The organism is Streptacidiphilus jeojiense, assembly GCF_000719095.1.
Lineage (GTDB): Bacteria > Actinomycetota > Actinomycetes > Streptomycetales > Streptomycetaceae > Streptacidiphilus > Streptacidiphilus jeojiensis.
Genome location: NZ_JOEH01000019.1, coordinates 34,621 through 57,851, shown reverse-complemented (window position 1 = coordinate 57,851; position 23,231 = coordinate 34,621). Strand labels below are relative to the sequence as shown.

23 protein-coding genes and 1 pseudogene are annotated in these 23,231 nt (G+C 71.4%); 11 read left to right on the top strand and 13 right to left on the bottom strand.

Annotation, left to right across the window (positions count from 1 at the left end):
• Positions 1–189: 189 nt before the first annotated feature.
• Positions 190–1,443 carry an MFS transporter gene (locus tag IF29_RS0124455; RefSeq protein ID WP_084714873.1) on the top strand — a complete coding sequence of 418 codons (1,254 nt, stop codon included), beginning with the start codon at positions 190–192 and terminating at the stop codon, positions 1,441–1,443.
• A 1-nt stretch (position 1,444) separates the two neighbouring features.
• On the opposite strand, the gene IF29_RS0124450 is transcribed toward IF29_RS0124455, so the two are convergent.
• Both IF29_RS0124450 and IF29_RS0124445 read right to left on the bottom strand, forming a co-directional pair.
• The gene (locus IF29_RS0124450; RefSeq protein WP_030258832.1) at positions 1,445–2,074 is read right to left on the bottom strand and encodes a TetR/AcrR family transcriptional regulator; all 630 of its coding nucleotides are present in this window, start codon (positions 2,072–2,074) and stop codon (positions 1,445–1,447) included.
• A 44-nt stretch (positions 2,075–2,118) separates the two neighbouring features.
• Positions 2,119–2,727, bottom strand: coding sequence for a TetR/AcrR family transcriptional regulator (locus tag IF29_RS0124445; protein ID WP_030258829.1), 609 nt, complete (start codon positions 2,725–2,727; stop codon positions 2,119–2,121).
• 94 nt (positions 2,728–2,821) lie between these two features.
• On the opposite strand from IF29_RS0124445, the gene IF29_RS0124440 reads away from it, so the two are divergent.
• Positions 2,822–3,955 (top strand): FAD-dependent oxidoreductase, encoded by a 1,134-nt coding sequence (locus IF29_RS0124440; RefSeq protein ID WP_030258827.1) that lies wholly within the window; start codon positions 2,822–2,824, stop codon positions 3,953–3,955.
• Positions 3,956–4,028: 73 nt separating this feature from the next.
• Here the strand turns inward: IF29_RS0124440 and msrB are convergent, their stop codons facing one another.
• The 4 genes from msrB to IF29_RS0124420 form a co-directional block, all read right to left on the bottom strand.
• Complete coding sequence (gene msrB / locus IF29_RS0124435; RefSeq protein WP_030258824.1) at positions 4,029–4,436, bottom strand: peptide-methionine (R)-S-oxide reductase MsrB; 408 nt, start codon at positions 4,434–4,436, stop codon at positions 4,029–4,031.
• Positions 4,437–4,451: 15 nt separating this feature from the next.
• Positions 4,452–5,780: a UDP-N-acetylmuramate--L-alanine ligase gene (gene murC / locus IF29_RS0124430; RefSeq protein WP_157623918.1), complete on the bottom strand. Its 1,329-nt coding sequence runs from the start codon at positions 5,778–5,780 to the stop codon at positions 4,452–4,454.
• Between the two features lie 135 nt (positions 5,781–5,915).
• Positions 5,916–6,383 (bottom strand): hypothetical protein, encoded by a 468-nt coding sequence (locus IF29_RS0124425; RefSeq protein WP_030258820.1) that lies wholly within the window; start codon positions 6,381–6,383, stop codon positions 5,916–5,918.
• A gap of 113 nt (positions 6,384–6,496) precedes the next feature.
• Entirely contained in the window at positions 6,497–7,249 is a 753-nt protein-coding gene (locus IF29_RS0124420) for a pyrimidine reductase family protein (RefSeq protein ID WP_030258817.1), read from the bottom strand.
• 36 nt (positions 7,250–7,285) lie between these two features.
• Between IF29_RS0124420 and zapE the strand changes: the two genes are divergently transcribed.
• From zapE to IF29_RS0124395, 5 genes are all read left to right on the top strand, one after another.
• Positions 7,286–8,377: a cell division protein ZapE gene (zapE, locus tag IF29_RS0124415; RefSeq protein WP_380524998.1), complete on the top strand. Its 1,092-nt coding sequence runs from the start codon at positions 7,286–7,288 to the stop codon at positions 8,375–8,377.
• Between the two features lie 40 nt (positions 8,378–8,417).
• Entirely contained in the window at positions 8,418–10,538 is a 2,121-nt protein-coding gene (uvrB, locus tag IF29_RS0124410; protein WP_030258813.1) for an excinuclease ABC subunit UvrB, read from the top strand.
• 110 nt (positions 10,539–10,648) lie between these two features.
• Positions 10,649–11,227 carry a TerD family protein gene (locus IF29_RS0124405; protein WP_030258810.1) on the top strand — a complete coding sequence of 193 codons (579 nt, stop codon included), beginning with the start codon at positions 10,649–10,651 and terminating at the stop codon, positions 11,225–11,227.
• A gap of 226 nt (positions 11,228–11,453) precedes the next feature.
• Entirely contained in the window at positions 11,454–12,443 is a 990-nt protein-coding gene (locus IF29_RS0124400) for a TerC family protein (protein WP_030258807.1), read from the top strand.
• Between the two features lie 131 nt (positions 12,444–12,574).
• Positions 12,575–15,268 (top strand): ATP-binding protein, encoded by a 2,694-nt coding sequence (locus IF29_RS0124395; protein ID WP_030258805.1) that lies wholly within the window; start codon positions 12,575–12,577, stop codon positions 15,266–15,268.
• Positions 15,269–15,319: 51 nt separating this feature from the next.
• On the opposite strand, the gene IF29_RS0124390 is transcribed toward IF29_RS0124395, so the two are convergent.
• Positions 15,320–15,781 carry a MarR family winged helix-turn-helix transcriptional regulator gene (locus IF29_RS0124390; protein WP_030258803.1) on the bottom strand — a complete coding sequence of 154 codons (462 nt, stop codon included), beginning with the start codon at positions 15,779–15,781 and terminating at the stop codon, positions 15,320–15,322.
• Positions 15,782–15,906: 125 nt separating this feature from the next.
• Between IF29_RS0124390 and IF29_RS0124385 the strand changes: the two genes are divergently transcribed.
• Positions 15,907–17,145 carry an MFS transporter gene (locus IF29_RS0124385; RefSeq protein ID WP_051725870.1) on the top strand — a complete coding sequence of 413 codons (1,239 nt, stop codon included), beginning with the start codon at positions 15,907–15,909 and terminating at the stop codon, positions 17,143–17,145.
• A gap of 237 nt (positions 17,146–17,382) precedes the next feature.
• Here the strand turns inward: IF29_RS0124385 and IF29_RS0124375 are convergent, their stop codons facing one another.
• Complete coding sequence (locus IF29_RS0124375; RefSeq protein ID WP_030258797.1) at positions 17,383–17,586, bottom strand: cold-shock protein; 204 nt, start codon at positions 17,584–17,586, stop codon at positions 17,383–17,385.
• A gap of 351 nt (positions 17,587–17,937) precedes the next feature.
• Between IF29_RS0124375 and IF29_RS45185 the strand changes: the two are divergent.
• Positions 17,938–18,114: pseudogene (locus IF29_RS45185) on the top strand (cold-shock protein); the annotation flags it as partial.
• A gap of 248 nt (positions 18,115–18,362) precedes the next feature.
• Positions 18,363–19,514, top strand: coding sequence for a tyrosine-protein phosphatase (locus tag IF29_RS0124370; protein ID WP_037596445.1), 1,152 nt, complete (start codon positions 18,363–18,365; stop codon positions 19,512–19,514).
• 97 nt (positions 19,515–19,611) lie between these two features.
• Here the strand turns inward: IF29_RS0124370 and IF29_RS0124365 are convergent, their stop codons facing one another.
• Positions 19,612–19,815 carry a hypothetical protein gene (locus tag IF29_RS0124365; RefSeq protein WP_030258793.1) on the bottom strand — a complete coding sequence of 68 codons (204 nt, stop codon included), beginning with the start codon at positions 19,813–19,815 and terminating at the stop codon, positions 19,612–19,614.
• A gap of 123 nt (positions 19,816–19,938) precedes the next feature.
• Between IF29_RS0124365 and IF29_RS0124360 the strand changes: the two genes are divergently transcribed.
• Positions 19,939–20,211, top strand: a complete 273-nt coding sequence (locus IF29_RS0124360; RefSeq protein ID WP_232242419.1) for a hypothetical protein — start codon at positions 19,939–19,941, stop codon at positions 20,209–20,211.
• A 6-nt stretch (positions 20,212–20,217) separates the two neighbouring features.
• On the opposite strand, the gene IF29_RS0124355 is transcribed toward IF29_RS0124360, so the two are convergent.
• From IF29_RS0124355 to IF29_RS0124340, 4 genes are all read right to left on the bottom strand, one after another.
• A complete protein-coding gene (locus tag IF29_RS0124355) occupies positions 20,218–20,463 on the bottom strand; it encodes a hypothetical protein (protein WP_030258789.1) in 246 nt (81 codons plus the stop codon).
• Positions 20,464–21,070: 607 nt separating this feature from the next.
• Positions 21,071–21,694: an HdeD family acid-resistance protein gene (locus IF29_RS0124350; protein WP_051725868.1), complete on the bottom strand. Its 624-nt coding sequence runs from the start codon at positions 21,692–21,694 to the stop codon at positions 21,071–21,073.
• An 86-nt stretch (positions 21,695–21,780) separates the two neighbouring features.
• On the bottom strand, positions 21,781–22,071 hold the full coding sequence (locus tag IF29_RS0124345; RefSeq protein ID WP_030258781.1) for an STAS domain-containing protein: 291 nt from the start codon (positions 22,069–22,071) through the stop codon (positions 21,781–21,783).
• A 457-nt stretch (positions 22,072–22,528) separates the two neighbouring features.
• The gene (locus IF29_RS0124340; RefSeq protein WP_332262557.1) at positions 22,529–23,221 is read right to left on the bottom strand and encodes a 2-phosphosulfolactate phosphatase; all 693 of its coding nucleotides are present in this window, start codon (positions 23,219–23,221) and stop codon (positions 22,529–22,531) included.
• Positions 23,222–23,231: the final 10 nt, after the last annotated feature.

The following is a 23,231-nucleotide window of genomic DNA, read 5'->3' as shown; positions in this document are numbered from 1 at the left end:
CTGAGCATCTCCCCGGGCCGTCGATGGGGGAAGGGCTGGTCGCCATTCTCAGAGCTAGATTTGAGGTTTCCTCCGGCGCGGCGTGCGACTTGCTCCCTTCGCCCCATTCGCTGCCAGGGGCCGCGGACCCGGGTGTATAGTGAACGATGCGTTCAGTAAATACCGGGACGCCGTCGTGGAGGAGTTCGCATGCGGGACACCCAGCAGGACCGGCCGGCCCCGGTCACCGGCACCCCCGCGGCCCAGGGGGCGTCCGAGCTGTCGCCCGCCCGGTTGCGCCGGGTGATCCTGGTGCTCGCGATCGGCTGCGGGATGGCCGTGGCCAACATCTACTACGCGCAGCCGGTGCTGGCCCCGATCGCCTCGGCCTTCGGTGTCAGCCAGGGCAGCACCGCGCTGGTGGTCACCCTCACCCAGCTCGGCTACGCGCTCGGCATGGTCCTGCTGCTGCCGCTCGGTGACCTGCTGGAGAACCGGGCGCTCGCCTCGCGCACGCTGCTGGTGACCGCGGCCGCCCTGCTCGCGGCCGGGCTCTCGCCGGACTTCGGGTTCTTCCTGGCCATGTCGGTACTGGTCGGGATGACCTCGGTGGTCGCCCAGATCCTGGTTCCGCTCGCCGCCCACCTGGCACCCGAACGGGAGCGCGGCAAGGTCGTCGGCACCGTGATGACCGGACTACTGCTCGGCATCCTGCTGGCCCGCACCGTCTCCAGCCTGATCGCCGCCGCCTGGGGCTGGCGCACCATCTACCTGGTGTCCGCCGTGCTCATGGTGGCGCTGTCGGTGCTGCTGCTCCGGGTGCTCCCCAAGCGGCAGCCCGACCACGCCAGCACCTACCCGCAGCTGATGCTGTCCATAGGCCGGCTGGTCCGCGAGGAGCCCGCGCTGCGGCGGCGTGCGCTCTGCCAGGCGCTGATGTTCGGCGCCTTCAGCTGCTTCTGGACCTCGGTGTCCTTCGAGCTGATCGGCCGTCACCACCTCGGCCAGGTCGGGATCGGGCTGTTCGCGCTGGTCGGCGCGGCGGGGGCGGCCGCCGCTCCACTGGCCGGGTGGCTGGGCGACCGCGGCCACGGCCGGCTGGGCAGCGGACTGGCGCTGGCCCTGGCCGTGGTGGCGATGCTGCTGGCCGGGCTCTGGGCCGGAAACCTGGTGCTGCTGGCCCTGGCCGGCGTCCTGCTGGACCTGGCGGTCCAGAGCCACCAGGTCCTCAGCCAGCGGGAGATCTACGGCCTCCGGGCCGACGCCCGGGCCCGGATCAACACGGTCTTCATGACCTCGGTCTTCCTCGGCGGCGCGCTGGCCACCGGCGTCTCGGGTGCGGTGCACGACAGCTACGGCTGGACCGGGGTCACCCTGCTCGGCGCCGCCCTGCCCCTGGTCGGACTGGCCGTGTGGGTGGTCTCCACCCTGGGGCAGCTGCGCGAGGCGCGCTCCCGGGGCTGACTCACCCCTTCGGAGCGGCGGCCCCGGTCCGCAGCCCGGTCCGCAGCCCGTTCAGCAACTGCCCGGTGAGCGTCGCCGCCAGGTCGTCGTGCAACGGCTCGTGGCCCAGCAGCAACCGGTAGTAGACCGGGGCGAAGAGCTGGTCCACCGCCGCCGCCAGGTCGATCCCCGGATCCAGCTCACCGCGCTCCACCGCGGCCCGCAGCAGCCGGGTGGTGATCTGCCGCCGCGGGCGGAGCCACTGCTCGTCCAGCGCGGCCCGGATGTCCGGGTCGGCCTGACCGGCGGCCACCAGGTCGGCCATCAGCGGACCCGTCTCGGTCTCCCGGAACTCCCGTGTGACCAAAGACAACTGACTGACCAGCGCCTCCTCCAGCGGGGCGGACTCGTCGATCTCGGTGGTGTGCCTGGTCCGGCTGAACAGGCTCTCCAGCATCACGTGCGCCCGCGACGGCCACCACTTGTACAGGGTGGCCTTGCTGACCTGCGCCCGGGCCGCGATCGCCTCCATGGTCACCGCGTCGATGCCACCGGACACCAGCAGCTCTGCCGCCGCCTCCAGCACGGCGGACCTGGCGCGCTCGCTGCGCGGCCGGCCCCTGGTGGCGCGTCCGGCGACGGCCTCCTCCATGGGACGCTCCCTCACTCTCCGTCGGAATCCCGGTACTTCCCCGGTCAGAGCGTAGTCGGACCGGGCGGCCGCGACCCGGCCGACCGCACCGTGGCCTGCACGGCCGGGAGCAGGGCGTCGACCAGCTGCTCCGGGGTGAGCGCGGTGACCGCGGGGAGGCGGACCAGATAACGGGTCAGGGCCAGCCCGAGCAACTGCGTGGTGAGCACCGGGGCCACCGCGGCGGCCTGCGGGCCGAGCGCGGCGCCCAGGGCCGGGGCCACCTGGGTCGCGAAGATCTCGTGCATCCGCAGCGCGGCCCGCTCGTTGGTCACCGCCGAGCGCAGCAGCACCAGCAGCGCGTCGTCGGCCGGGTCGCTCTCCCAGCGGTCCAGGAAGTGGCGCAGCAGGGTGCGGGCCAGGTCCTGCGGGGCGACGGCGCCGAGGTCCGGCAGCCGCAGGTCGATGGTGAGGGCGGCGTCGAACAGCCGCTCCTTGCTGCCGAAGTAGCGCATCACCATGGACGGGTCGATGGCGGCGTCGGCGGCGACGGCGCGGATGGTGGTGCGCTCGTAGCCGTCGGCGGCGAAACGTCGGCGGGCCGCACTCAGGATGGTGGCCTTGGTGCGGTCCGAGCGCTTCGCCGCGGTGGGGGGTTCCTCGTCGGACGTCATGCCAACAAATGTAGGCCAACAACTGTTGACACTCAAGCCGGGGCTGCTGCACAGTAATGCCAACAGACGTTGGCACAAGCAGTCGGAGGCTCGGATGAACGCCACAGCTCTTCCCGCAAGCACCACCGTCGCCATCGTCGGGGCCGGCCCCACCGGGCTCGCGCTGGCCGTCACCCTGGCCGAGGCCGGCGTCGACTTCGTGCTGCTGGACCGGCTGGCCGAGGGGGCCAACACCTCCCGCGCCGCCGTGGTGCACGCCCGCACCCTGGAGGTACTGCAGGAGCTGGGCGCGGACCAGGAACTGATCGCCCGCGGGCTGAAGATAGACCGCTTCACCGTCCGCGACGGCTCCCGCACGCTGCTCAGCACCACCTTCGGCAAGCTGCCCACGGCGTACCCGTACGCGCTGCTGGTGCAGCAGGACCGGACCGAGGCGGTGCTGCTGGCCAGGCTGCGCGAGCTCGGCGGCGATGTGCACCGCCCGTACCAGGTCAAGGGCGTGGTCCAGGACGAGAACGGGGTCACCCTCACCACCGACACCGGCGAGACGCTGCGGGCCGACTACGCGGTCGGCGCCGACGGCATGCACAGCGCGGTCCGGGAGGCGGCCGGGATCGGCTTCTCCGGCTCCGCCTACGGCGAGTCCTTCGTCCTGGCCGACGTCGAGATGGACTGGGCGCCGGGGGCCGACGAGGTGTCACTGGGCTTCAGCAGCCACGGGATCAGCGTCGTCGCCCCGCTCCCCGGCGGCCACTACCGCGTCGTCGCCACCGTGGACGAGGCCCCGGCCGAGCCCGACCTGGCCTTCGTCCAGCAGCTGCTGGACGAGCGGGCCCCCGGGCAGGCCAGGGTCTCCGCCGTCGCCTGGTCCTCCCGGTTCCGGGTGCACCACCGGGTCGCCGACCGCTACCGGGCCGGCCGGCTGTTCCTGGCCGGCGACGCCGCCCACGTCCACAGCCCGGCCGGGGGCCAGGGCATGAACACCGGGATCCAGGACGCCTACGCCCTCGGCCGGGCCCTCGCCGACGGCGACCCGGCCCGCTACGAGCCCCAGCGCCGCCCAGTCGCCCTCCGGGTGGTCGCCTTCACCGACCGGATGACCCGCATCTCCACCGTCCGCAACCCGCTGGTGCGGTCCCTGCGCAACGCCGTCCTCCCGGTCCTGGCCCGGATCCCGGCCTTCCGCACCAGCCTCACCACCGAGCTGGCCGAACTCCGCTACCGCTAGCGGGAGCCGGCCCCCGCGCAGACGGCGGAGCCCCCGGTGCGCGATCGCGCACCGGGGGCTCCGCCCTGCCGTCTCAGCCCGCTGCGGGCCGCAGCTTCAGCGAGATGCTGTTGATGCAGTAGCGCTGGTCGGTCGGGGTGCCGTAGCCCTCGCCCTCGAAGACGTGGCCGAGGTGGGAGCCGCACTTGGCGCAGCGCACCTCGACCCGGCGCATGCCCATGGTGGTGTCCTCGATGTACTGCACCCGGTCCTCGGCGAGGGGGGAGAAGTAGGAGGGCCAGCCGCAGTGGCTGTCGAACTTGGTCTCGGAGCTGAACAGCTCGTTGCCGCAGGCGCGACAGGAGTAGACGCCCTCGGTCTTGGTGTCGGTGTACTCGCCGACGCCCGGGCGCTCGGTGCCGGCCTGGCGCAGGACGGCGTACTCGGCCGGGGTGAGCTGCTCGCGCCACTCGGCGTCGGTCTTCTCGATCTCGTACGACATCAGGTGTCCTGCCTTTCAGGCGAGGCGAGCAAGGATCTCGGGCCCGAGGAAGGTCACGTCCCCGGCGCCCATGGTGAGAACAAGGTCGCCGTCCTTGGCCATTCCCGCGACCAGGTCGGGCACGTCCGCGAGCGAGTGGGCCGGGGTGACGTCGGCGCCGTGGGCCCGGGCGGCGGCGATCACCAGCTCGCTGGTGACGCCGGGGACCGGGTCCTCGCGGGCCGGGTAGATGTCCAGGACGACCACGGCGTCGGCGTGCGACAGCGCCTCGCCCATCTCGGCGCCCAGCTGCTGGGTGCGGCTGAACAGGTGCGGCTGGAAGACCACCAGGACCCGGCCGTCCCCGGAGGCCGCGTTGATGGCCTCCAGGTCGGCGGCGATCTCGGTGGGGTGGTGCGCATAGGAGTCGATCACCTGCACTCCGCGGACCTCGCCCTTGAGCTGGAGCCGGCGGCGCACGCCCTGGTAGCTGCTGAGCGCCTGGGCCAGCTCGGCCGCCGGGACGCCCAGGGCGACCCCGGCCGCCAGCGCGGCCACCGCGTTGTGGGCGTAGTGGCGGCCGGGGACGGAGACCGTGAAGGTCAGCTCGTGGCCGTCGAGCACCACGGTGACCTCGCTGGTCATCCCGCGCGCGGCGATGGAGCGGATGCGGACGTCGGCGCCCTCGGACTCGCCGACCCGGACCACGGTCAGGTCCTCGCGGCCGGCGACCCGGGCCGCGAGCTCGGCCGCGCCCGCGTGGTCGGTGTCCACGACCAGGGTGCCGCCGGGCACGATCCGGGCCACGAAGGCCTCGAAGGACTCGTAGATCTCGTCCATGGAGGCGTAGTTGGCGTGGTGGTCCAGCTCCACGTTGAGGACCACGGCGACCTCGGGGGAGTACTTCTGGAAGCTGCGGTCGCTCTCGTCGGCCTCGGCGACGAAGATCTCGCCGGTGCCGTGGTGGGCGTTGCTGCCGGGCTCGTTGAGGTCCCCGCCGATGGCGAAGGAGGGGTCCAGGCCCAGGGCGGTGAGGCTGACCGCCAGCATGCTGGTGGTGGTGGTCTTGCCGTGGGTCCCGGCGACGGCGAGGCCGCGGTGCCCCTGCATCAGCGCGGCCAGCGCGTCGGCGCGGTGGATCACCGGCAGGCCGCGCTCGCCGGCGGCGACCAGTTCCGGGTTGTCCGCGCGGATGGCGCTGGAGACCACGATGCAGCTCGCCCCGGCCGGGACGTGCTCGGCGGCGTGCCCGACGAACACCTCGGCGCCCAGCTGCTTGAGCGCCAGCACGACGGTGGACTCCTTGGCGTCGCTGCCGGAGACCGCGGCGCCGCGCAGCGCCAGGATCTTGGCCAGGCCGGACATGCCCGCGCCGCCGATCCCGATGAAGTGGGGTGCGGCGAGATCAGCGGCACTCGCGGGGGCAGGGGACGTCACTGAGGCTCTCCGAGGGTTGCGGCGGGACGGTCTGGCTCGATTCTGCCAGCAGTCGACGGCCGGTCAGTCCTGCTGGGCGAACAGCTGCAGCACCGGGACGCCGACCTTGTGCCGGGCCTGCGAGGCCCAGTCGCGGTGGAACAGCCCTTCGATCCAGTGCGGCGCGGCCAGCACGATGACCTCGTCCGCGGACACGTCGGCGACCAGCGCCTTGAGGTCCTGCAGCGGGTTCTCCTCGATCACCCGCCCGGTGGCCTCCGCCCCGGCGGACCGCAGCCCCTCCAGGGTGTGCTCCAGCCCGGCGGCCGCGGTGTCCACGGCCTCGGCGCCCCGGGGCTCGTCGCGCTCGTGGGCGGCCCGGTCCAGGTAGCCGAAGGCCACGTCGTCGACGGCGCGCAGGAACTCGTCCTGCCGTCCGCGCGGCTGCATCAGCACGTGGAAGGAGACCGGGTCCTCGCCGTGCAGGGTGGTCAGCAGTTCGACGTCGGCCGCGGAGAGGGCCTTCTCGATCAAAAGTACGGTGGTGAACACGCGCGTCCCTTCTTGTTCTGCTTCCCCCGGCACCACTGGCACTGGCCTCATACTGCCCGGGCGGAACGGGCCGATCCGGTATCCGCGCCCGGCAGGCGGACGATCCTCTTCCGTTAGGTGCGACTGCTCACGCTACGGGCGTACCTGGCAAAGAGGAAACCTTTCTCCTCAAGCAGCGACACCAGGTCCATCCGCTGGGTGAGCGCGTCCGGGCCGTGGGTGATCCTGGGGGCGTCCCCGGACGCCAGCAGCGGTGCCAGGGTGACGCACAGCTCGTCCAGCAGGCCGGCCGCGGCCAGCTGGCCCAGCAGCCGCGGGCCGCCCTCGGTGAGCAGCCTGGTCCAGCCGCGCCCGGCCAGGGCCGCGACCGCCGCCGGGAGGTCCACCTGCTCCTCCCCGGCGACCACCACGTCGGCCACCTTCCGGGTCGCTTCCAGGGCGTCCGCGGGGGCGCCGGCGCAGGTGATCACCAGGGTGGGCACCAGCGGCTCGGTGAACAGCGGCAGCTCCAGGTCCAGGTCCAGGCTGCGGGTGACGATCGCGATCGCCGCGGCCGGTTGCTGCCCGCGGGCCGCCCGGGCCTCTGCGAACTCGGCGCGGGCCCGGGCCGGGCGGTAGCCCTCGTCGCGTACCGTCTGCGCGCCGACCAGGACCACGTCGGCCAGGGCCCGCAGCACTCCGAAGATCCGCTTGTCGCCCTCGGAGGAGAGCCCGTCGGAGAGCCCGTCCAGGCGCGATGCGCCGTCCAGGCTGGACACCATGTTGGCGCGCAGCCAGGGCTGGTCGGGGTAGGCGTAGGCCTCGGCCAGCCCGGCCAGGCTGGTGAGGTCTGTCACATCCGGGGTCTCCGGGAGCAGTCGACGCATAGTGCTGAGTCTTCCACGGGCGGGAGGAACGTACGCTTGGGAGCTGTGCCAGCTGCCGAAACGCCCGCCCCTGTTGCCCCCTCCGCCGCCGCGCCGCGGCCTGCCTCGCTGACCTCGCGCAGCCCGGTGGTGCCCGCCGAGCGGATGGTGGCCGAGATGGTGCCGCCGCCGCGGTTCCAGGGCGCCAGGTTCAGCACCTACCTCCCGGACCCGGAGCAGCCCAGCCAGGCCGAGGCGGTGCGGGTGCTGGAGTCCTTCGTCGGCACGATGAACGCCACGGACCCGGGGCAGTCCGCGAAGAAGCGCTGGTTCGGCCGGCCCGCCCCGGTCCCGGCCGGCCCCGGCGGCATCTACCTCGACGGCGGCTACGGGGTCGGCAAGACCCATCTGCTGGCCTCGCTGTGGCACGCCGCGCCGGGCCCCAAGGCCTTCGGCACCTTCGTCGAGCTGACCAACCTGGTCGGCGCGCTGGGCTTCCAGCAGGCCGTGAAGGCGCTGTCCGGGCACCGGCTGCTGTGCATCGACGAGTTCGAGCTGGACGACCCGGGCGACACCGTACTGGTGTCCACGCTGCTCAGCCGACTGGCCGAGGCCGGGGTGAAGCTCGCGGCGACCTCCAACACCCTCCCCGGCAAGCTCGGCGAGGGCCGCTTCGCCGCCGCGGACTTCCTGCGCGAGATCCAGGGCCTGTCCTCGCGGTTCCACAGCGTCCGGATCGACGGGCAGGACTACCGCCACCGCGGTCTGCCCGAGGCTCCGGCGCCGTACACCGACGCGGAGGTCGGCGCGGTGGCGGCCAGGATCGGCGCGACCGCCTCGCTGGACGGCTTCGAGGAGCTGCTGGCGCACCTGGCCGCCGTCCACCCGAGCCGCTACGGCGCGCTGCTGGACGGCGTCGGGGCGGTCTGCCTGACCGGGGTGGTCCCGGTGGCCGACCAGAGCACCGCGCTGCGGCTGGTGGTGCTGGCCGACCGGATGTACGACCGGGAGCTGCCGGTGGTCGCCTCCGGGCTGCCGTTCGACCGGATATTCAGCGAGGAGATGCTGAACGGCGGCTACCGCAAGAAGTACCTGCGGGCCGTCTCCCGCCTGGTCGCGCTGGCCCGCGACAGCGCCAGGGTGAGCTGACCGCAGCGGATTGTCAGTGCCGGGTCGTACGGTTGGTTCCGTGAGACCCATCACCGATCTAGAGCGAACAGTGGCGCCCTTCGAGGTCGTCAGCCCCTACCAGCCCAGCGGCGACCAGCCCACCGCCATCGCGGAGCTGGAGCGCCGGATCCGCGCGGGCGAGAAGGACGTCGTCCTGCTCGGCGCGACCGGCACCGGCAAGTCGGCCACCACCGCCTGGATGGTGGAGAAGCTCCAGCGGCCGACGCTGGTGATGGCTCCCAACAAGACGCTGGCCGCCCAGCTCGCCAACGAGTTCCGCGAGCTGTTCCCCAACAACGCGGTCGAGTACTTCGTCTCGTACTACGACTACTACCAGCCCGAGGCGTACATCGCCCAGACGGACACCTACATCGAGAAGGACTCCTCGATCAACGAGGAGGTGGAGCGCCTGCGCCACTCCACCACCAACTCGCTGCTGACCCGTCGGGACGTGATCGTGGTCGCCTCGGTGTCCTGCATCTACGGCCTGGGCACGCCGCAGGAGTACGTCGACCGGATGGTCCAGCTCAAGGTCGGCCAGGAGTTCGACCGGGACGCCCTGCTGCGCCGCTTCGTGGACATCCAGTACACCCGCAACGACGTCGCCTTCACCCGCGGCACCTTCCGGGTCCGCGGCGACACCATCGAGATCTTCCCGGTCTACGAGGAGCTCGCGGTCCGGATCGAGATGTTCGGCGACGAGATCGAGGCGCTGACCACGCTGCACCCGCTCACCGGCGAGGTCATCAGCGAGGACCAGGAGCTCTACGTCTTCCCGGCCTCGCACTACGTCGCCGGCCCGGAGCGGATGGAGCGCGCCATCGCCGGGATCGAGGCGGAGCTGGAGCAGACCCTGGCCACCATGGACAAGCAGGGCAAGCTGCTGGAGGCCCAGCGGCTGCGGATGCGCACCACCTACGACATCGAGATGATGCGTCAGATCGGTACCTGCGCGGGCATCGAGAACTACTCCCGGCACATCGACGGCCGTGACGCGGGCACCGCGCCCAACACCCTGCTGGACTTCTTCCCGGAGGACTTCCTCCTGGTCATCGACGAGTCCCATGTCACCGTCCCGCAGATCGGCGCGATGTACGAGGGCGACGCCTCGCGCAAGCGCGCCCTGGTCGAGCACGGCTTCCGGCTGCCCTCGGCGATGGACAACCGTCCGCTGAAGTGGGAGGAGTTCCTGGAGCGGATCGGCCAGACCGTCTACCTCTCGGCGACCCCCGGCAAGTTCGAGCTCGCCCGCGGCGACGGCCAGGTCGACCAGATCATCCGCCCCACCGGCCTGATCGACCCGGAGGTCGTGGTCAAGCCGACCGAGGGTCAGATCGACGACCTGATCCACGAGATCCGGCTGCGGACCGAGAAGGACGAGCGGGTCCTGGTCACCACCCTGACCAAGAAGATGGCCGAGGACCTCACCGACTACATGCTCGACCTGGACATCCGGGTCCGGTACCTGCACAGCGACATCGACACCCTGCGCCGGGTGGAGCTGCTGCGCGAGCTGCGGGCCGGCGAGTACGACGTGCTGGTCGGCATCAACCTGCTCCGTGAGGGCCTGGACCTGCCCGAGGTCTCCCTGGTGGCGATCCTGGACGCGGACAAGGAGGGGTTCCTGCGTTCGGGCACCTCGCTGATCCAGACCATCGGCCGTGCCGCCCGCAATGTCTCCGGCCAGGTCCACATGTACGCGGACCGGATCACCCCGGGGATGGAGAAGGCGATCGAGGAGACCAACCGCCGCCGCGAGATCCAGCAGGCCTACAACGCCGAGCACGGCATCGACCCGCAGCCGCTGCGCAAGAAGATCGGCGACATCCTCGACTCCATCGCCCGCGAGGACATCGACACCGGTGAGCTGCTGAGCACCGGCTACCGCCAGCCGGGCGGGGTGAAGGGCGGGCGCGGCGCCAAGGCGCCGGTCCCGGCGCTGGGCGCGGCCGGCAAGCGCGGCGCCGCGGACGCCAAGGGGCTGCCGGCGGCCGAGCTGGCCGAACTCATCGCCGAGCTGACCGACCGGATGCACACGGCGGCGGCCGAGCTGCAGTTCGAGGTGGCAGCCAGGCTGCGCGACGAAGTCAACGAGTTGAAGAAGGAACTACGCCAGATGCGTGAGGCCGGAATGGCGTGAGCGGCCCGCCCGTTCCTTGCGTAGAGTTTGCTGCGGACGCCCGGGTATGCAATCAAGACGGATTGCGATCAAGGCATCCGCGTGTGCCGGGAACGGGGAGGATGTCCACCATGTCGGTGAGTCTGAACAAGGGTCAGAGCGTCAGCCTGGAGAAGGCGGGCGGGGGCACGCTCACAGTGGTGCGGATGGGCCTGGGTTGGCAGGCCGCTCCGCGAAAGGGGCTGTTCGGTCGGCGCGCGCGGCAGATCGACCTGGACGCGTCGGCGGTGCTCTTCGCCGACCACCAGCTTGCCGACGTGGTGTTCTTCCAGCACCTGGTGAGCAACGACGGCTCGGTGCGGCACACCGGTGACAACCTCACCGGTGGCGCCGGCGGCGAGGACGACGAGTCGATCCTGGTGGACCTCTCCAGGGTCCCCGAGCACGTCAACCAGATCGTCTTCACCGTGAACTCCTACACCGGGCAGACCTTCCAGGAGGTCGAGAACGCGCACTGCCGCCTGGTCGACGAGAGCACCGGGCAGGAGCTGGCCCGCTACAGCCTCACCGGCGGCGGCGCGCACACCGGCCAGGTGATGGCGAAGGTCCAGCGGGACACCCACGGCGGCTGGCAGATGTCGGCCATCGGCGCCCCGGCCCGCGGCCGCACCTTCCAGGACATGCTCCCGGCCATCGCTCCCTACCTCTGACCTGCGGTTTCCCTTGAGATGCCGGTCCTTTACCTGCGTTTTACCATGCAGTGAGGATGATGGGATCTCGAAGGGGAGTACTCCCTAGAACGATGTTTCCGTCAACACGGCGGCGGTCCGCACCGCGCCCGGAAATGTCGGCCCCGTGCGCGATGCGACCGTAGCTGGTGACGGCGGGGCGGAGGAGACCTTCGGCAGCCCGACACGTTTGCCGAAGGAGCAGTTCATGGACGTTTCCATGGCCATGTGGGCCACCACCATCGGGGTGCTGGTCGCCCTGATCGCCGCCGACTTCTTCATCGGCGGCCGCAAGCCGCACGACGTCTCGCTCAAGGAGGCGGGGATCTGGACCGCCGTCTGGGTCCTGCTGGCCATCGGCTTCGGCGGCTTCCTCTGGTGGCACTCGGGCTCGGCCCCGGCCGGCCAGTTCTTCGCCGGGTACATCACCGAGAAGTCGCTCAGCGTCGACAACCTCTTCGTCTTCATCCTGATCATGGCGAAGTTCGCGGTGCCCAGCATCTACCAGCAGCGGGTGCTGATGGTCGGCGTGCTGATCGCCCTGGTGCTGCGGGCGGCCTTCATCGCCGCCGGTGCGGCGATCATCGCCAGCTTCTCCTGGGTCTTCTTCATCTTCGGGGCCTTCCTGATCTGGACCGCCTGGAAGCTCATCAAGGAGGCCAGGGCCGGCGGCGAAGAGGAGGAGTTCGAGGAGAACCGGCTGCTCAAGGCCGTGGAGAACCGCTTCCCGGCGACCGACCGCTACCACGGCACCAAGCTGCTGGTGGTGCAGAACGGCAAGCGGCTGATCACCCCGATGCTGATCGTGATGCTGGCCATCGGCACCACCGACGTCCTGTTCGCGATGGACTCCATCCCCGCCATCTTCGGACTCACCCAGGACCCGTACATCGTCTTCACCGCCAACGCCTTCGCGCTGATGGGCCTGCGCCAGCTCTACTTCCTCATCGGCGGCCTGCTGAAGAAGCTGGTCCACCTCTCCTACGGGCTCTCGGTGATCCTCGGCTTCATCGGTGTGAAGCTGCTGCTGCACGCGCTGCACGAGGCCGGCGCGCACTGGGCCCCGGAGATCGGCATCCCGTTCTCGCTCGGCTTCATCGTGGTGGTGCTGGCGGTGACCACGGTCACCAGCCTGATGGCCTCCCGCAAGGAGGAGCAGCAGATGCAGGAGTCGGAGCGGGAACTGCAGAAGCAGTAGCCCCGAGCAGCGACTTCGGCGCTCCGTTTGTGGAGAGTTGGTGACGGAGCGTCAAAAATCTCTGCAGGACGGTGGCGGGCGGGTTCCGCAAGGAGCCCGCCCGTCAGGCGCGTTGGCGCTAGGCTCGACCCGTGGCGGAGCAGAAGCATGCAGGTGGCGGCGTACTGCTGGAACGTGACGCCGAACTCGACGCCGCCCGTGGCGCGCTGGACAGCCTGGCGGCCAGGGCGGTTCCGGCACGGCCGGGCGAGCGGCTGCTCGTCTACACCGGTGCCGCAGGACTCGGCAAGACCAGCCTGCTCGCCGCGGTCCGCGAGGAGGCGGCCGCGCGGGGGCTGCTGGTGCTGGCGGCCCGTGGCGGGGAGCAGGAGCAGCTGTCGGCCTTCCACGTGGTCCGAGCCCTGCTGAAGCCGCTGCTGGCCGGCCTCGGCGAGGAGGAGCAGCGCGAGCTGCTCGGCGGCTGGAACGACATCGTCGGCCCGGCCATCGGCCTGGCACAGGAGGACGAGGAGTCGGCCGCGGCGCAGCCGGACCCGCAGGGCGTCCGGGACGGCCTGGACTGGGTGGTCACCAACCTGGCGGTCTCCCGGGGGCCGCTGGTCCTGGTGGTGGACGACGCGCACTGGGCCGACGCGGAGTCGCTGAGCTGGCTGGCCTCCTTCGCCAGCCGGGTCGACGGACTGCCGGTGCTGCTGGTCACCGCCTACCGCCCGGACGAACTCCCGGACAGTCCGGCCTCCTTCCGCACCATGGCCGGTGCCAACGGCGCCACTCCGCTGGGTCTGACCGCACTCACCCCGGACGCGGTGGCGGCGCTGGTGCGCCGGATGTTCGGCAGCCCGCCGGTCCGGGTCGAGGACGCCTTCTGCCGCGAGGTGTGGGCGGTGACCGGGGGCAACCCCTTCGAGACGGTCGAACTGCTGGCCAAGGCCCAGGAGCGCGGGCTGGCCGCGGTCGAGGAGTCCTGCCCGCTGCTGCGCGAGGTGGCCGCGGCCACCAAGGGCACCGGACTGGTCGCCCGGCTGGAGCGGCTCGGCGCCTCCTCGGTGCGGCTGGCCTGGGCGGTGTCCGTGCTGGGCATCCACACCCCGCTGGAACTCGCCGCCGCGACCGCCTCGCTGACCCCGGCCGACGCCGCCGAGGCGGCTGACCGGCTGCGCGCGGCCCGCATCCTGACCGGCCATCAGATCCTGGAGTTCATCCACCCGCTGGTCGCCACCTCGGTCTACCGGGGCATCCCGGAGGACCTGCGCACCGCCATGCACGGCCGGGCCGGCTGGGTGGTGCTCGGCGCCGGCAAGGGCCCGATCACCGCGGCCCGGCACTGGCTGGAGATCCCGGCCCAGGGCGACTCCGCGGTGGTGGAGCAACTGCGCTCGGCGGCCCGGGCGTTCATGCAGGCCGGGGCGCCGGAGACGGCGCAGCGCTGCCTGGCCAGGGCGCTGCGGGAGCCCCCGTCGCCGGCCCAGCGGGCCGAGGTGCTGTTCGAGCTCGGCTGCTCGACCCTGCTCTACGACCCGGCGCAGACCGTCGGCCACCTGCGGGCCGCGCTGGAGCAGCCGCAGCTGCCCGACCAGCTGCACGAGGGCATCACGGTCCGGCTGGCGCAGTCGCTCGCGCACAGCAACAGCCTGCTGGAGGCGTCCCGGACCACCGCCGAGGCGGCCGCGCTGGCGGTCTCCGACCAGACCCGGCTGCGGCTGCTGGTCTGGAACTTCATGTGGTGCGCCTTCGACGCCGCCGAGGAGGGCTCGGCGGCCCGCTCCGAACGCCTGGCCGACCTGGCACTGCTGCTGGAACGCGGCGAGCAGACCATCGGCACCGCCGAGCGCTACGTCTTCGGGCTGCGCGCCTGGGACGCCGTGGTCCGCGGCGAGCCGGTGGCCACCGCCATCCACTACGCCGATCTCGCCCAGGAGCAGGGCCTCAGCTGGACCGACCAGGAGTGGGCCTTCGAAGTACCCACCCTGGCCTCGCTGGTGTACATGTTCGCGGACCTCCCGGACCGTGCCGAGGAGCTCTTCGCCAAGGGCATCGCGGAGTACGAGGAGGCCGGCTGGCGCGGGGCCCACCTCGCCTTCGGCCACACCATCCTGGGCTACATCCGCTTCCGCAGCGGCAGCCTGGTCGACGCCGAGCGCAGCGCCCGCGAGGGCCTGTCGATCGCCAACCGGGTCGGCGGCGAGGGCGTGCCGGTGCACTGGTTCGCGGTGGGGACGCTGGCCGCGGTGCTGATGGCGCGGGGCAAGCTGGAGGAGGCCCGGCAGCTCGCCGAGCGCTACCGCTTCCAGGCCCCCTACTCGGCAGCGGTGGTGTTCCCCGACTCGCAGACGGTGCGCGGCGGACTGCTGATCGCCCTCGGCGACGCCGAGGGCGCGGTGGCCGAACTGACGGCCGCCGGCGAGCGGTTGGACCGTCGCGAGATGAGCAACCCGGGCTGGTGCGGCTGGCAGCGGGCGCTGGCCCAGGCCCACGGCATGCTGGGAGACCTGGACCTGGCCCGCTCGCTGGCCGCGGACCAGCTGGTCCGGGCGGAACGGTTCGGCACCGACTCCGCCGTCGGCACGGCGCTGCGCGCGGCGGCCGAGTTCGCCGAGTCGGGCGAGGCCAGGATCGACCTGCTGCGCAGGTCCGTGGACCGGTTCGAACACTGCTCCGCCCCGTACGAGCACACCCGGGCGCTGGTCGACCTGGCGACGGCGCTGCTCGCGGAGGGCCGCGGCAAGGACGCGGCCGAGCAGTTCCGCGCCGCGGTCGAGCTGGCCGAGTCCTGCGGGGCCGACGAGCTCGGCGAGTACGCCCGCCGCGCGCTGGACGAGGAGTAGCGCGCGGCGCCGGCCCACCCCGGCGCCCAGCGCGCGGCGCCGGGGGAGTGCCTAGGCGTGCACCGCGTGCAGTGAGCTGACGGCGCGCACCAGCGGCGCCAGCTCCGGGTTCTGCGCGGCGGCGTCCAGGGCCTCCCGCAGGGTGCGCTCATTGGTCGGGCGCGCCTGCTCCAGCAGCGCCAGCCCGGCCTCGGTGACATCGGTGTAGATGCCGCGCCGGTCGGTGGGGCAGAGGTAGCGGGACAGCAGCCCGCGGTCCTCCAGCCGGGAGACCAGCCGGGTGGTGGCGCTCTGGCTGAGCACCACGGCCTCGGCGACCTGGGACATCCGCAGATGGCCGCCGGTGCCGTTGTGCTGCCGGCTGAGCACGTCCAGCAGCGAGTACTCCCGGACGCTGAGGTCGTGCCCGGCCTGCAGGGCCTGCTCGATGTGCGACTCGATCCGTCCGTGCAGCAGCGAGAGGGCGCACCAGCCCTGGGCCAGCGCTGTGAGTTCTGGGTCTGTGGCGGTCATGCCTCGATGGTACGGCACCGCTGCAATAACCAGCGTTTGCAAATAGCCAGCGCTTGCAACTAACCTCGGAGTTCGTACCCAGCTTCCGCACCCCTGGAAGCCCGCACTCCCCGGAAGGCGCATCCATGCCTCTCGCACTCCTCGCCCTGGCCATCGGGGCCTTCGGCATCGGCACCACCGAATTCGTGGTCATGGGGCTGCTGCCGCAGATCGGTGACTCCTTCGGTGTCTCCGTCCCCACCGCGGGCCTGCTGGTCACCGGCTATGCGCTGGGCGTGGTGGCCGGTGCGCCGCTGATGACCGTGCTGGGCACCCGGATACCGCGCAAGCGGATGCTGATGCTGCTGATGGGCCTGTTCATCGTCGGCAACACCGTCTCCGCGCTGGCCCCGGCCTTCGGGGTGATGCTGGTCGGTCGGATCGTCGCCTCGATGGCCCACGGAGCCTTCTTCGGCATCGGCTCGGTGGTCGCCGCCGACCTGGTGGCGCCGCAGAAGAAGGCCGGCGCCATCGCCATGATGTTCACCGGGCTGACCGTCGCCAATGTGGTCGGCGTACCGCTCGGGACCCTGGTCGGACAGCACCTCGGCTGGCGGGCCACCTTCCTGTTCATCGCCGGCCTCGGTGTGATCGGCCTGATCGGGGTGGCCCGGCTGGTCCCGGACCAGTCGCGCTCCGCGGAGGTGCGGCTGCGCCACGAGCTCGCCGTGCTGCGCAATCCGCAGGTGCTGCTGGCGATGGCGATGACCGTGCTGGGCTTCGGCGGGGTGTTCGCCGCGATCACCTATGTGGCACCGATGATGACCGGGGTGGCCGGCTTCGCCGACGGTTCGGTGACCTGGCTGATGGCCCTGTTCGGCCTGGGCATGGTGGTGGGGAACCTGGTCGGCGGCCGCTACGCGGACCGCTCGCTGATGCGGATGCTCTATGTCGCCCTCGGCGCGCTGGCCGTGGTGCTGGCGCTGTTCACGGTGACCGCGCACGACAAGGTCGCGGCCACGGTCACCGTCTTCCTGATCGGCGCCCTGGGCTTCGCGACCGTGCCGCCGCTGCAGAAGCGGGTGCTGGACCAGGCGGCGGGGGCGCCCACGCTGGCCTCGGCCCTCAACATCGGCGCCTTCAACCTCGGCAACGCCCTGGCCGCCTGGGTCGGCGGCCTGGTGATCTCGGCGGGCCTCGGCTACACCGCGCCGAACTGGGTCGGCGCCGCCTTCGCCGTCGCCGCGCTGGGTCTGGCCGTGCTCTCGTCCGCGCTGGAGCGTAGGACCGCCCGTGCGGCGGAGGAGGCTGACGCGGAGGCGGAAACGGACGCGGCGGGAGCGGCAGGGTCCGACCGGCTGGCCGGTTCGTCCCTTTTCGCATAGCGTCGCCGCCAGGGGGGCGAATCTGGACGAAAGGGGCAGGCCATGGTGGTCCTGGAGATTCTGGGCTTCTCCCTGGCGGTCATCGTGATCTTCGCCGGACTGGTGTACTTCCTCATCGGCGGACTGAACTACCGCAAGCCGTAGCAGCCGCCGGGGAGCAGCAGTGAGGGAGTGGCAGCGAAACGCAAGGACGCCCCCGCACCGGAGTGCGGGGGCGTCCTCGACGCGCGGCGATCGTCAGATCGTGCGGATGTTCTCGGCCTGCGGGCCCTTCTGGCCCTGCGTGACGTCGAACTCGACCTTCTGGCCCTCGAGGAGCTCGCGGAAGCCCTGCGCGTTGATGTTCGAGTAGTGAGCGAAGACGTCGGCGCCGCCGCCGTCCTGCTCAATGAAGCCGAAACCCTTTTCGGCGTTGAACCACTTCACGGTACCGGTGGCCATATTGGTCTCCTTCTGTCAGGGGCTGGTGCCAGGATCCGCACGGTACGAACCCTGTGTCGCCGGAATGATCACCCTGGTCACGAAGGGACCTGCAAAAGCACGAACGCCCGTGATCGCGATCACGGGCGGCCAAAACTTAGGGAACCACGCACTGCAACTGATCTAGAGAATACAGGGTGCGTACCGGGTGGCGTCAACAGATCCCGGATCCCGGGTCGCACGTGGTGTCGACACCCGGCCGGAGTGTCCCCGGCGCGCGACACGCGCCGGTTCTCGCGTCGCGTGGTCCCGAGGGCGCCCATCGTGTACGGTTTTGCCCTGTAGTAGTCGTGGTTCTCGACGTTTGTACGCCACGCCGAAAAGGGCTTCGGCTTCATCGAGCAGGACGGCGGCGGCGCCGACGTCTTCGCCCACTACTCCAACATCAACGCCCAGGGCTTCCGCGAGCTCCTCGAGGGCCAGAAGGTCGAGTTCGACGTCACGCAGGGCCAGAAGGGCCCGCAGGCCGAGAACATCCGCCCGCTGTAAGGTCCTCCGCTCCCGGGGTCGTCGGCCCCGACCGCGAAAGACCAGCGAACGCCCCGCACCGGTTCCTCCGGTGCGGGGCGTTCGGCGTTCCGCGTTCCGCGTTCCGCGTTCGGGGTTCGGGGTTCGGCGGCATCGGGCCAGGCTGCCGGCGTCCCGACGCCCCGGCGCCAGGATGTCGTTCCGCAGCCACCTCCCGGTTGCTTCGCGGACCTCGGCAGGTACACGTGTCAGCACTACCGTCCCGTGCCATGACCACCCCCCACCTGCGCAATCACCGTTCCGCCCGTCCCGTCGGCCGGATCGTCCTGGCTTCGGCCCTCGCCCTCGGCGCGGTCGCCTCGGCCGCCACCGGGGCCGAAGCGGCCACCGGCGCGCACCACACGCAGTCCCCGGCCTGGGCCCGCCCCGGCGCCGCGCACCCCATCCCCTTCACCGCCGCCACGGTCACCCGCAACAGCGACGGCAGCTACACCATCAGCTGGGCCGCGACCGGCCTGGACCACGTCACCGTCTACACCGGCAGCACCCAGCAGCACATCGACTACCGCCACACGGTCGCCCACGGCAAGGGCACCGACAGCGTCACCGTCACGGTGGCCGGCAGCGCCGACCGCCAGTGGTTCCGGCTGGTCCCCAGCCGGGGCGAGGGCCTCACCCTGGCCGACCGCAGCCTGCACCTGGCCTCCGCGCCCAACTTCCGCGACGCCGGCGGCTACCGCACCGCCGACGGCTCCTGGGTGAAGATGGGCGTCGTCTACCGGTCCGGCGACATGTCCAAGCTCACCCAGGCCGACTTGGCCGAGCTGCAGCGGCTCGGCATCCACACCGTCTACGACCTGCGCACCGACTCCGAGGTGGCGGCCGCGCCGGACCAGGTGCCGGCCGGGGCGAAGGACATCAGGGAGAACGTCCTGGGCGCCGCGAACACCGGTTCCTTCAGCTCGACCAGCGCCGCCGAGTCCGTGCAGATCATGCAGCAGGCCGAGGTCACCATGGTCGACTCGGCGTCGGCGCAGACCGCGTACCACGCCGTGCTGTCCGGCATCGCCGACGGCCGCGACCTGAACGTGGTCTACCACTGCAGCGCTGGCAAGGACCGCACCGGCTGGGCCAGCGCCGCGCTGCTCACCGCGCTGGGCGTGCCGACGCAGACGGTGATGGCCGACTACCTGGCCAGCAACGACTACAACGCCGCGTCCAACGCCGCCACCCTGGCCGCGCTGCCGGCCGCCTACGCGGCGATCTACAAGCCGCTGCTGGCGGTCGACCCGACCTACCTGAACAGCGGCTTCACCGAGGTGCAGCAGCAGTACGGCTCCTTCGGCTCCTACCTGAAGCAGGGCCTGGACCTGGACACCCGGACCCTCGCCGAGCTGCGCTCCCGGCTCCTGGTCGGCTGACCCCGGCCGATCGGCAGGACCCGATCGGCAGGACCCGACCGGCATGACCCGACGGGCAGGACCGACCGGTCACGGTCGGGGTACGGCCCCGCGGCGGTCAGCGACCGCCGCGGGACCGGCCTGCCCGGACCCGCCAGGCCCATCCGAGCAGTGCGACCCCCGCCAGGATCACGAGCACCCCGAGCGCCGCGTACTGGCTGTGGCCGCTCATCGTCGAACCGTGCACCGCTCCCGTCCCCTGGGCGACCCAGACCGCCCCCAGGGCGATCAGCAGTACCCCGCCGACTCCACGTACCCACATGAGCCACTCCGCTCCGCATCGGCCGCCCCCACCGGGATCGGCGGTCCACCGAGGGGTACGCGGCCGGGAAGTCAGCGGTTCATTGACGCGCTTTCGGCGGGCGCGGGCGGCAGGATGGAACGCATGAACCACACCGACAGCACCGAGCACAGCGGTCACGGCGGTCATGGCGGCCACGGCGCCCACATCGTGGTCCACCCGCCGACCATGACGACACGCCCGCCCTACCGCGGCGTCGAGATCCTCGGCACCGTGGTGGGGAAGGCCTACAACCTGGCCGACGTCGAGGAGTTCGCCCGCAGAGCGGGGCTGGAGGACATCGACGTGGCCCAGTCCGAGGCGGTGGCCTGGGTCGGCGGCGGACCGGGCTTCTGGGGTGCCGACACGGGGGAGTAGCCGCCCCTAGCGGAAGGCCAGGAAGATCACCGAGGAGCTGGGTATCGCATAGACCTCCGGGTCTCCCGCCCCCGGCGGTGCTCCCCGCTCGTCCTGCCCGGTCGCCTGGGTGTCCACGTAGAGCACGGATCCGCTCGCGGCGACGCGGACGTCGGCGAGGCGGTCCAGGCACTCTCCCGGATTGTGCGGATCAGGGATGATCTTGGCGATCAGGCGCAGTTCGCGCGCCGTCCGCCAGTGCAGAGCTGTCATCGTGCGAGTGCTCCGTATCCGCATGGCGTTCGGGTGCTGTTGTGGGCCGCGCAGGGGGCACAACAGGGCCTTGCGGCGATCATCGTAGGAAACCGGGCGGTCCGGGCACTACGCCCATGACGGCACGATTCACTGTTCCATCAGGGGCTGGCAGGGTGCGGCCGAGCCGTCGAGTGGCGGCCGGGACGGTCCGCACCGGTGGCCGGACCGGTACGGACCGCCTGCCACCGCATGCCCTGGAGCGGCGGCGGGAAGCAGCCCCGACGGAGAACCCATCCGCGTCAGGGTGCGTGGGCACAGGCTGCCCCGAGCGGCACGGGGGATCCGGGCGCGCCTGCCTGCCCTCAGGTGACGGAGGACGGGGACCGGGTGGCAAAAGGCGCCATGGTACGGACGTTGCCTTCTACTCCAGGCCCCCTGGCTGGGGGATCGCGCCGATCGCGTGCGCGCAGCCGGGGTCCGGGGCAACGCAGTCAGCATATGACGATCGCCAGTGCGGCGGAAGGGCGCGGTTCCCGGCCGGACGCGGCGGTACCCCGCCGGGCGGGTCACCGCCGCGTCCGGCGCCACCGCACTGACGAGCAGTCATCCCGCGGTCGGCGTCGGCTCATCCGGCGTGCGGCGGCCTGCTGAGCGCACGCAGCTGGAAGGCGTGGACGAGGCCGGTCGCGCCGAGCACCAGCAGCCAGATCCCCGCCACCACGGTGAGCACGGTGAGCGAGTTGAACGGCGAGACGATCAGCACGATGCCCGCGATCGCGGTGATCAGGCCGAGGAACAACTGCCAGCCGCGGGCCGGCAGCCCCTCGGTGGAGATGGCGACGGCCGTCAGCATCACACCCTGGAGCAGCCATCCGAAGCCGATCCACAGGCCGAGCAGCAGGATGGACTCGGCGGCCCCGCGGAAGCAGATCAGGCCCAGCATGATGCAGACCGCGCCGCTGACGAACCAGACCGCGCGCATCGCCCCGGGCACATGGCTGCCGAACGCCCCGGCGATCTGGAAGACACCGCTGACCAGCAGGTAGATCCCGAAGAGGATGCCGACGACGGCGAGGGTGGCGTGCGGCCAGACCAGGACCAGCACGCCCAGGACGATCGAGGCCGCGCCCGCGGTCGCGAGCACCTGCCAGGCGGCGTTGGCGAGGGCCTCCACCGTGAGTCCCGAGCGGGTGCCCGCGGTGGGACGGTCACGGTGCGGACCGGAGTAGGGATCGGAGGAGACGCTCATGGTCGGCAACCTCTCGCGCGGCTGTTTGCATGTGGGAGCTATCGTCCCTCCGCCACCGCGGATCCGCCCGTCGGAGACCCGGCAGGTCAGGCGGAGGTGAGCAGCTGCGACAGGCCGGTGGACTTGAGGACGTGCTGCAGCAGAGGCGCCGCCCGGACGATGCGCAGCGGGACCCCGTAGTGGGCGGCCTGGCGCTGGGCCCGGATGAACACCGTGAGCCCGCCGCGGTCGCAGAAGTTCACCAGTGCGGTGTCGATCTCGATGCGTCCCACCTGCGGATCGGTCAGGAGAAGCTCCAGGGCTTCGGCGAGCAGGCCGTCGGCCCGCCGGTCGACCCGACCGGAGAGCATGATCTCTGCGGTCCTGGACTCCTCCATGAGGAGGACGGTTATGTCTGAACGGGTGCCCATGTCATCTCCGATGCGCCAACGGTGACTCGAGCAAGGTAGTTGAATCGACCATGGCGTGTACACGTCTTATCTGAATTTCCCTCGTACAACCGGACTTCTCTGCTAGAGGCCCGAGGGCAGGGGGAGGCTGACGCCGGCGAGCAGGAAGCCAGCGGTGGCGATCGAGCCGAGCGGAAGCACCTCCCCAGCATAGGGTCATCGCCGCACTGCCGACCCGACCCGTCAGTTCGTCGGATACCAGGGACAGTTGGTAGGTCCCGAACCCGACGCTCCAGAGCGGGCGGCGCTGGATAGTCGTTGCCGAGCATGATTATTTTGCCGGTGCATGGACAAGACCTTGGTGTGCGCGCATCCCCCGGTCGCGTACCGGTGCCCCGGGTCGCGTGGATGCGGGGCACCGTCCGCCGGGGTCACCGGCCCGGTGCTATTGGGGAGTTCCGCCCGGCGTCGTGTGTGGACGCAGGACCATGAGCGAGTCCTCCAGGGTCGCCACCATGGCGAAGGGAAACCGGTCGATCTCAAGACAGAGCGCCACGTCGTCGGGGTGGACGCCTTCGCGCATCCCCTCCGCGAGTTCGGCGGCGGCGCGCGACGAGGCGGCGCGGCGGAGGAATTCTGCGGCGTCCGCGCTGGCCCCGTCGGCTCTCCGGGCGATGTACTGGGCGCAGGCCAGATCCTCGTCGGCCTGTCCGTCCTCGCCGGTGACCACGAACGTCACACGGTCGCTCCGGTGCGCCTGCAGGACACGGGCTGTTGCCTCCGCGACCACGAAGCTTGCGCAGAGGACCAGCGGCGCCTCCTTGACCGCGAGGGCGCCGACCGTCCCGGCCGTGGTCTTCTGCACGACGGTCCGCCCGGCCAGGTCGACGGACCGCAGCAGGCCCGGCGAGTTGACGGCGTCGAACCCGGGCAGGAGCGGACCGTCCTTGAGCGCCACCCAGTCCGGATGCCGAGCCTTGAGCTCCAGCGCTTCGTCCAGCGACTCAGCAAGGACGATCTTCTCCGCTCCCCGGGCAAAGGCCCAGCCGGCCACGGTGAAAGCACGCATGACGTCGACCACGACCGCCACGGACGGGGTTTCGGCCAGGTCGGCGATGCCGACGAAACGAGGGTCCATGCCGTTCATG

Bases quoted from the DNA above. Each gene is read 5' to 3' on its own strand.
- IF29_RS0124455 (WP_084714873.1), top strand. From the start codon at position 190: ATGCGGGACACCCAGCAGGACCGGCCGGCCCCGGTCACCGGCACCCCC.
- IF29_RS0124450 (WP_030258832.1), bottom strand. From the start codon at position 2,074: ATGGAGGAGGCCGTCGCCGGACGCGCCACCAGGGGCCGGCCGCGCAGC.
- IF29_RS0124445 (WP_030258829.1), bottom strand. From the start codon at position 2,727: ATGACGTCCGACGAGGAACCCCCCACCGCGGCGAAGCGCTCGGACCGC.
- IF29_RS0124440 (WP_030258827.1), top strand. From the start codon at position 2,822: ATGAACGCCACAGCTCTTCCCGCAAGCACCACCGTCGCCATCGTCGGG.
- msrB (WP_030258824.1), bottom strand. From the start codon at position 4,436: ATGTCGTACGAGATCGAGAAGACCGACGCCGAGTGGCGCGAGCAGCTC.
- murC (WP_157623918.1), bottom strand. From the start codon at position 5,780: ATGTCCGGCCTGGCCAAGATCCTGGCGCTGCGCGGCGCCGCGGTCTCC.
- IF29_RS0124420 (WP_030258817.1), bottom strand. From the start codon at position 7,249: ATGCGTCGACTGCTCCCGGAGACCCCGGATGTGACAGACCTCACCAGC.
- IF29_RS0124405 (WP_030258810.1), top strand. From the start codon at position 10,649: ATGTCGGTGAGTCTGAACAAGGGTCAGAGCGTCAGCCTGGAGAAGGCG.
- IF29_RS0124400 (WP_030258807.1), top strand. From the start codon at position 11,454: ATGGACGTTTCCATGGCCATGTGGGCCACCACCATCGGGGTGCTGGTC.
- IF29_RS0124390 (WP_030258803.1), bottom strand. From the start codon at position 15,781: ATGACCGCCACAGACCCAGAACTCACAGCGCTGGCCCAGGGCTGGTGC.
- IF29_RS0124385 (WP_051725870.1), top strand. From the start codon at position 15,907: ATGCCTCTCGCACTCCTCGCCCTGGCCATCGGGGCCTTCGGCATCGGC.
- IF29_RS0124375 (WP_030258797.1), bottom strand. From the start codon at position 17,586: ATGGCCACCGGTACCGTGAAGTGGTTCAACGCCGAAAAGGGTTTCGGC.
- IF29_RS0124370 (WP_037596445.1), top strand. From the start codon at position 18,363: ATGACCACCCCCCACCTGCGCAATCACCGTTCCGCCCGTCCCGTCGGC.
- IF29_RS0124365 (WP_030258793.1), bottom strand. From the start codon at position 19,815: ATGTGGGTACGTGGAGTCGGCGGGGTACTGCTGATCGCCCTGGGGGCG.
- IF29_RS0124360 (WP_232242419.1), top strand. From the start codon at position 19,939: ATGAACCACACCGACAGCACCGAGCACAGCGGTCACGGCGGTCATGGC.
- IF29_RS0124355 (WP_030258789.1), bottom strand. From the start codon at position 20,463: ATGACAGCTCTGCACTGGCGGACGGCGCGCGAACTGCGCCTGATCGCC.
- IF29_RS0124350 (WP_051725868.1), bottom strand. From the start codon at position 21,694: ATGAGCGTCTCCTCCGATCCCTACTCCGGTCCGCACCGTGACCGTCCC.
- IF29_RS0124345 (WP_030258781.1), bottom strand. From the start codon at position 22,071: ATGGAGGAGTCCAGGACCGCAGAGATCATGCTCTCCGGTCGGGTCGAC.
- IF29_RS0124340 (WP_332262557.1), bottom strand. From the start codon at position 23,221: ATGGACCCTCGTTTCGTCGGCATCGCCGACCTGGCCGAAACCCCGTCC.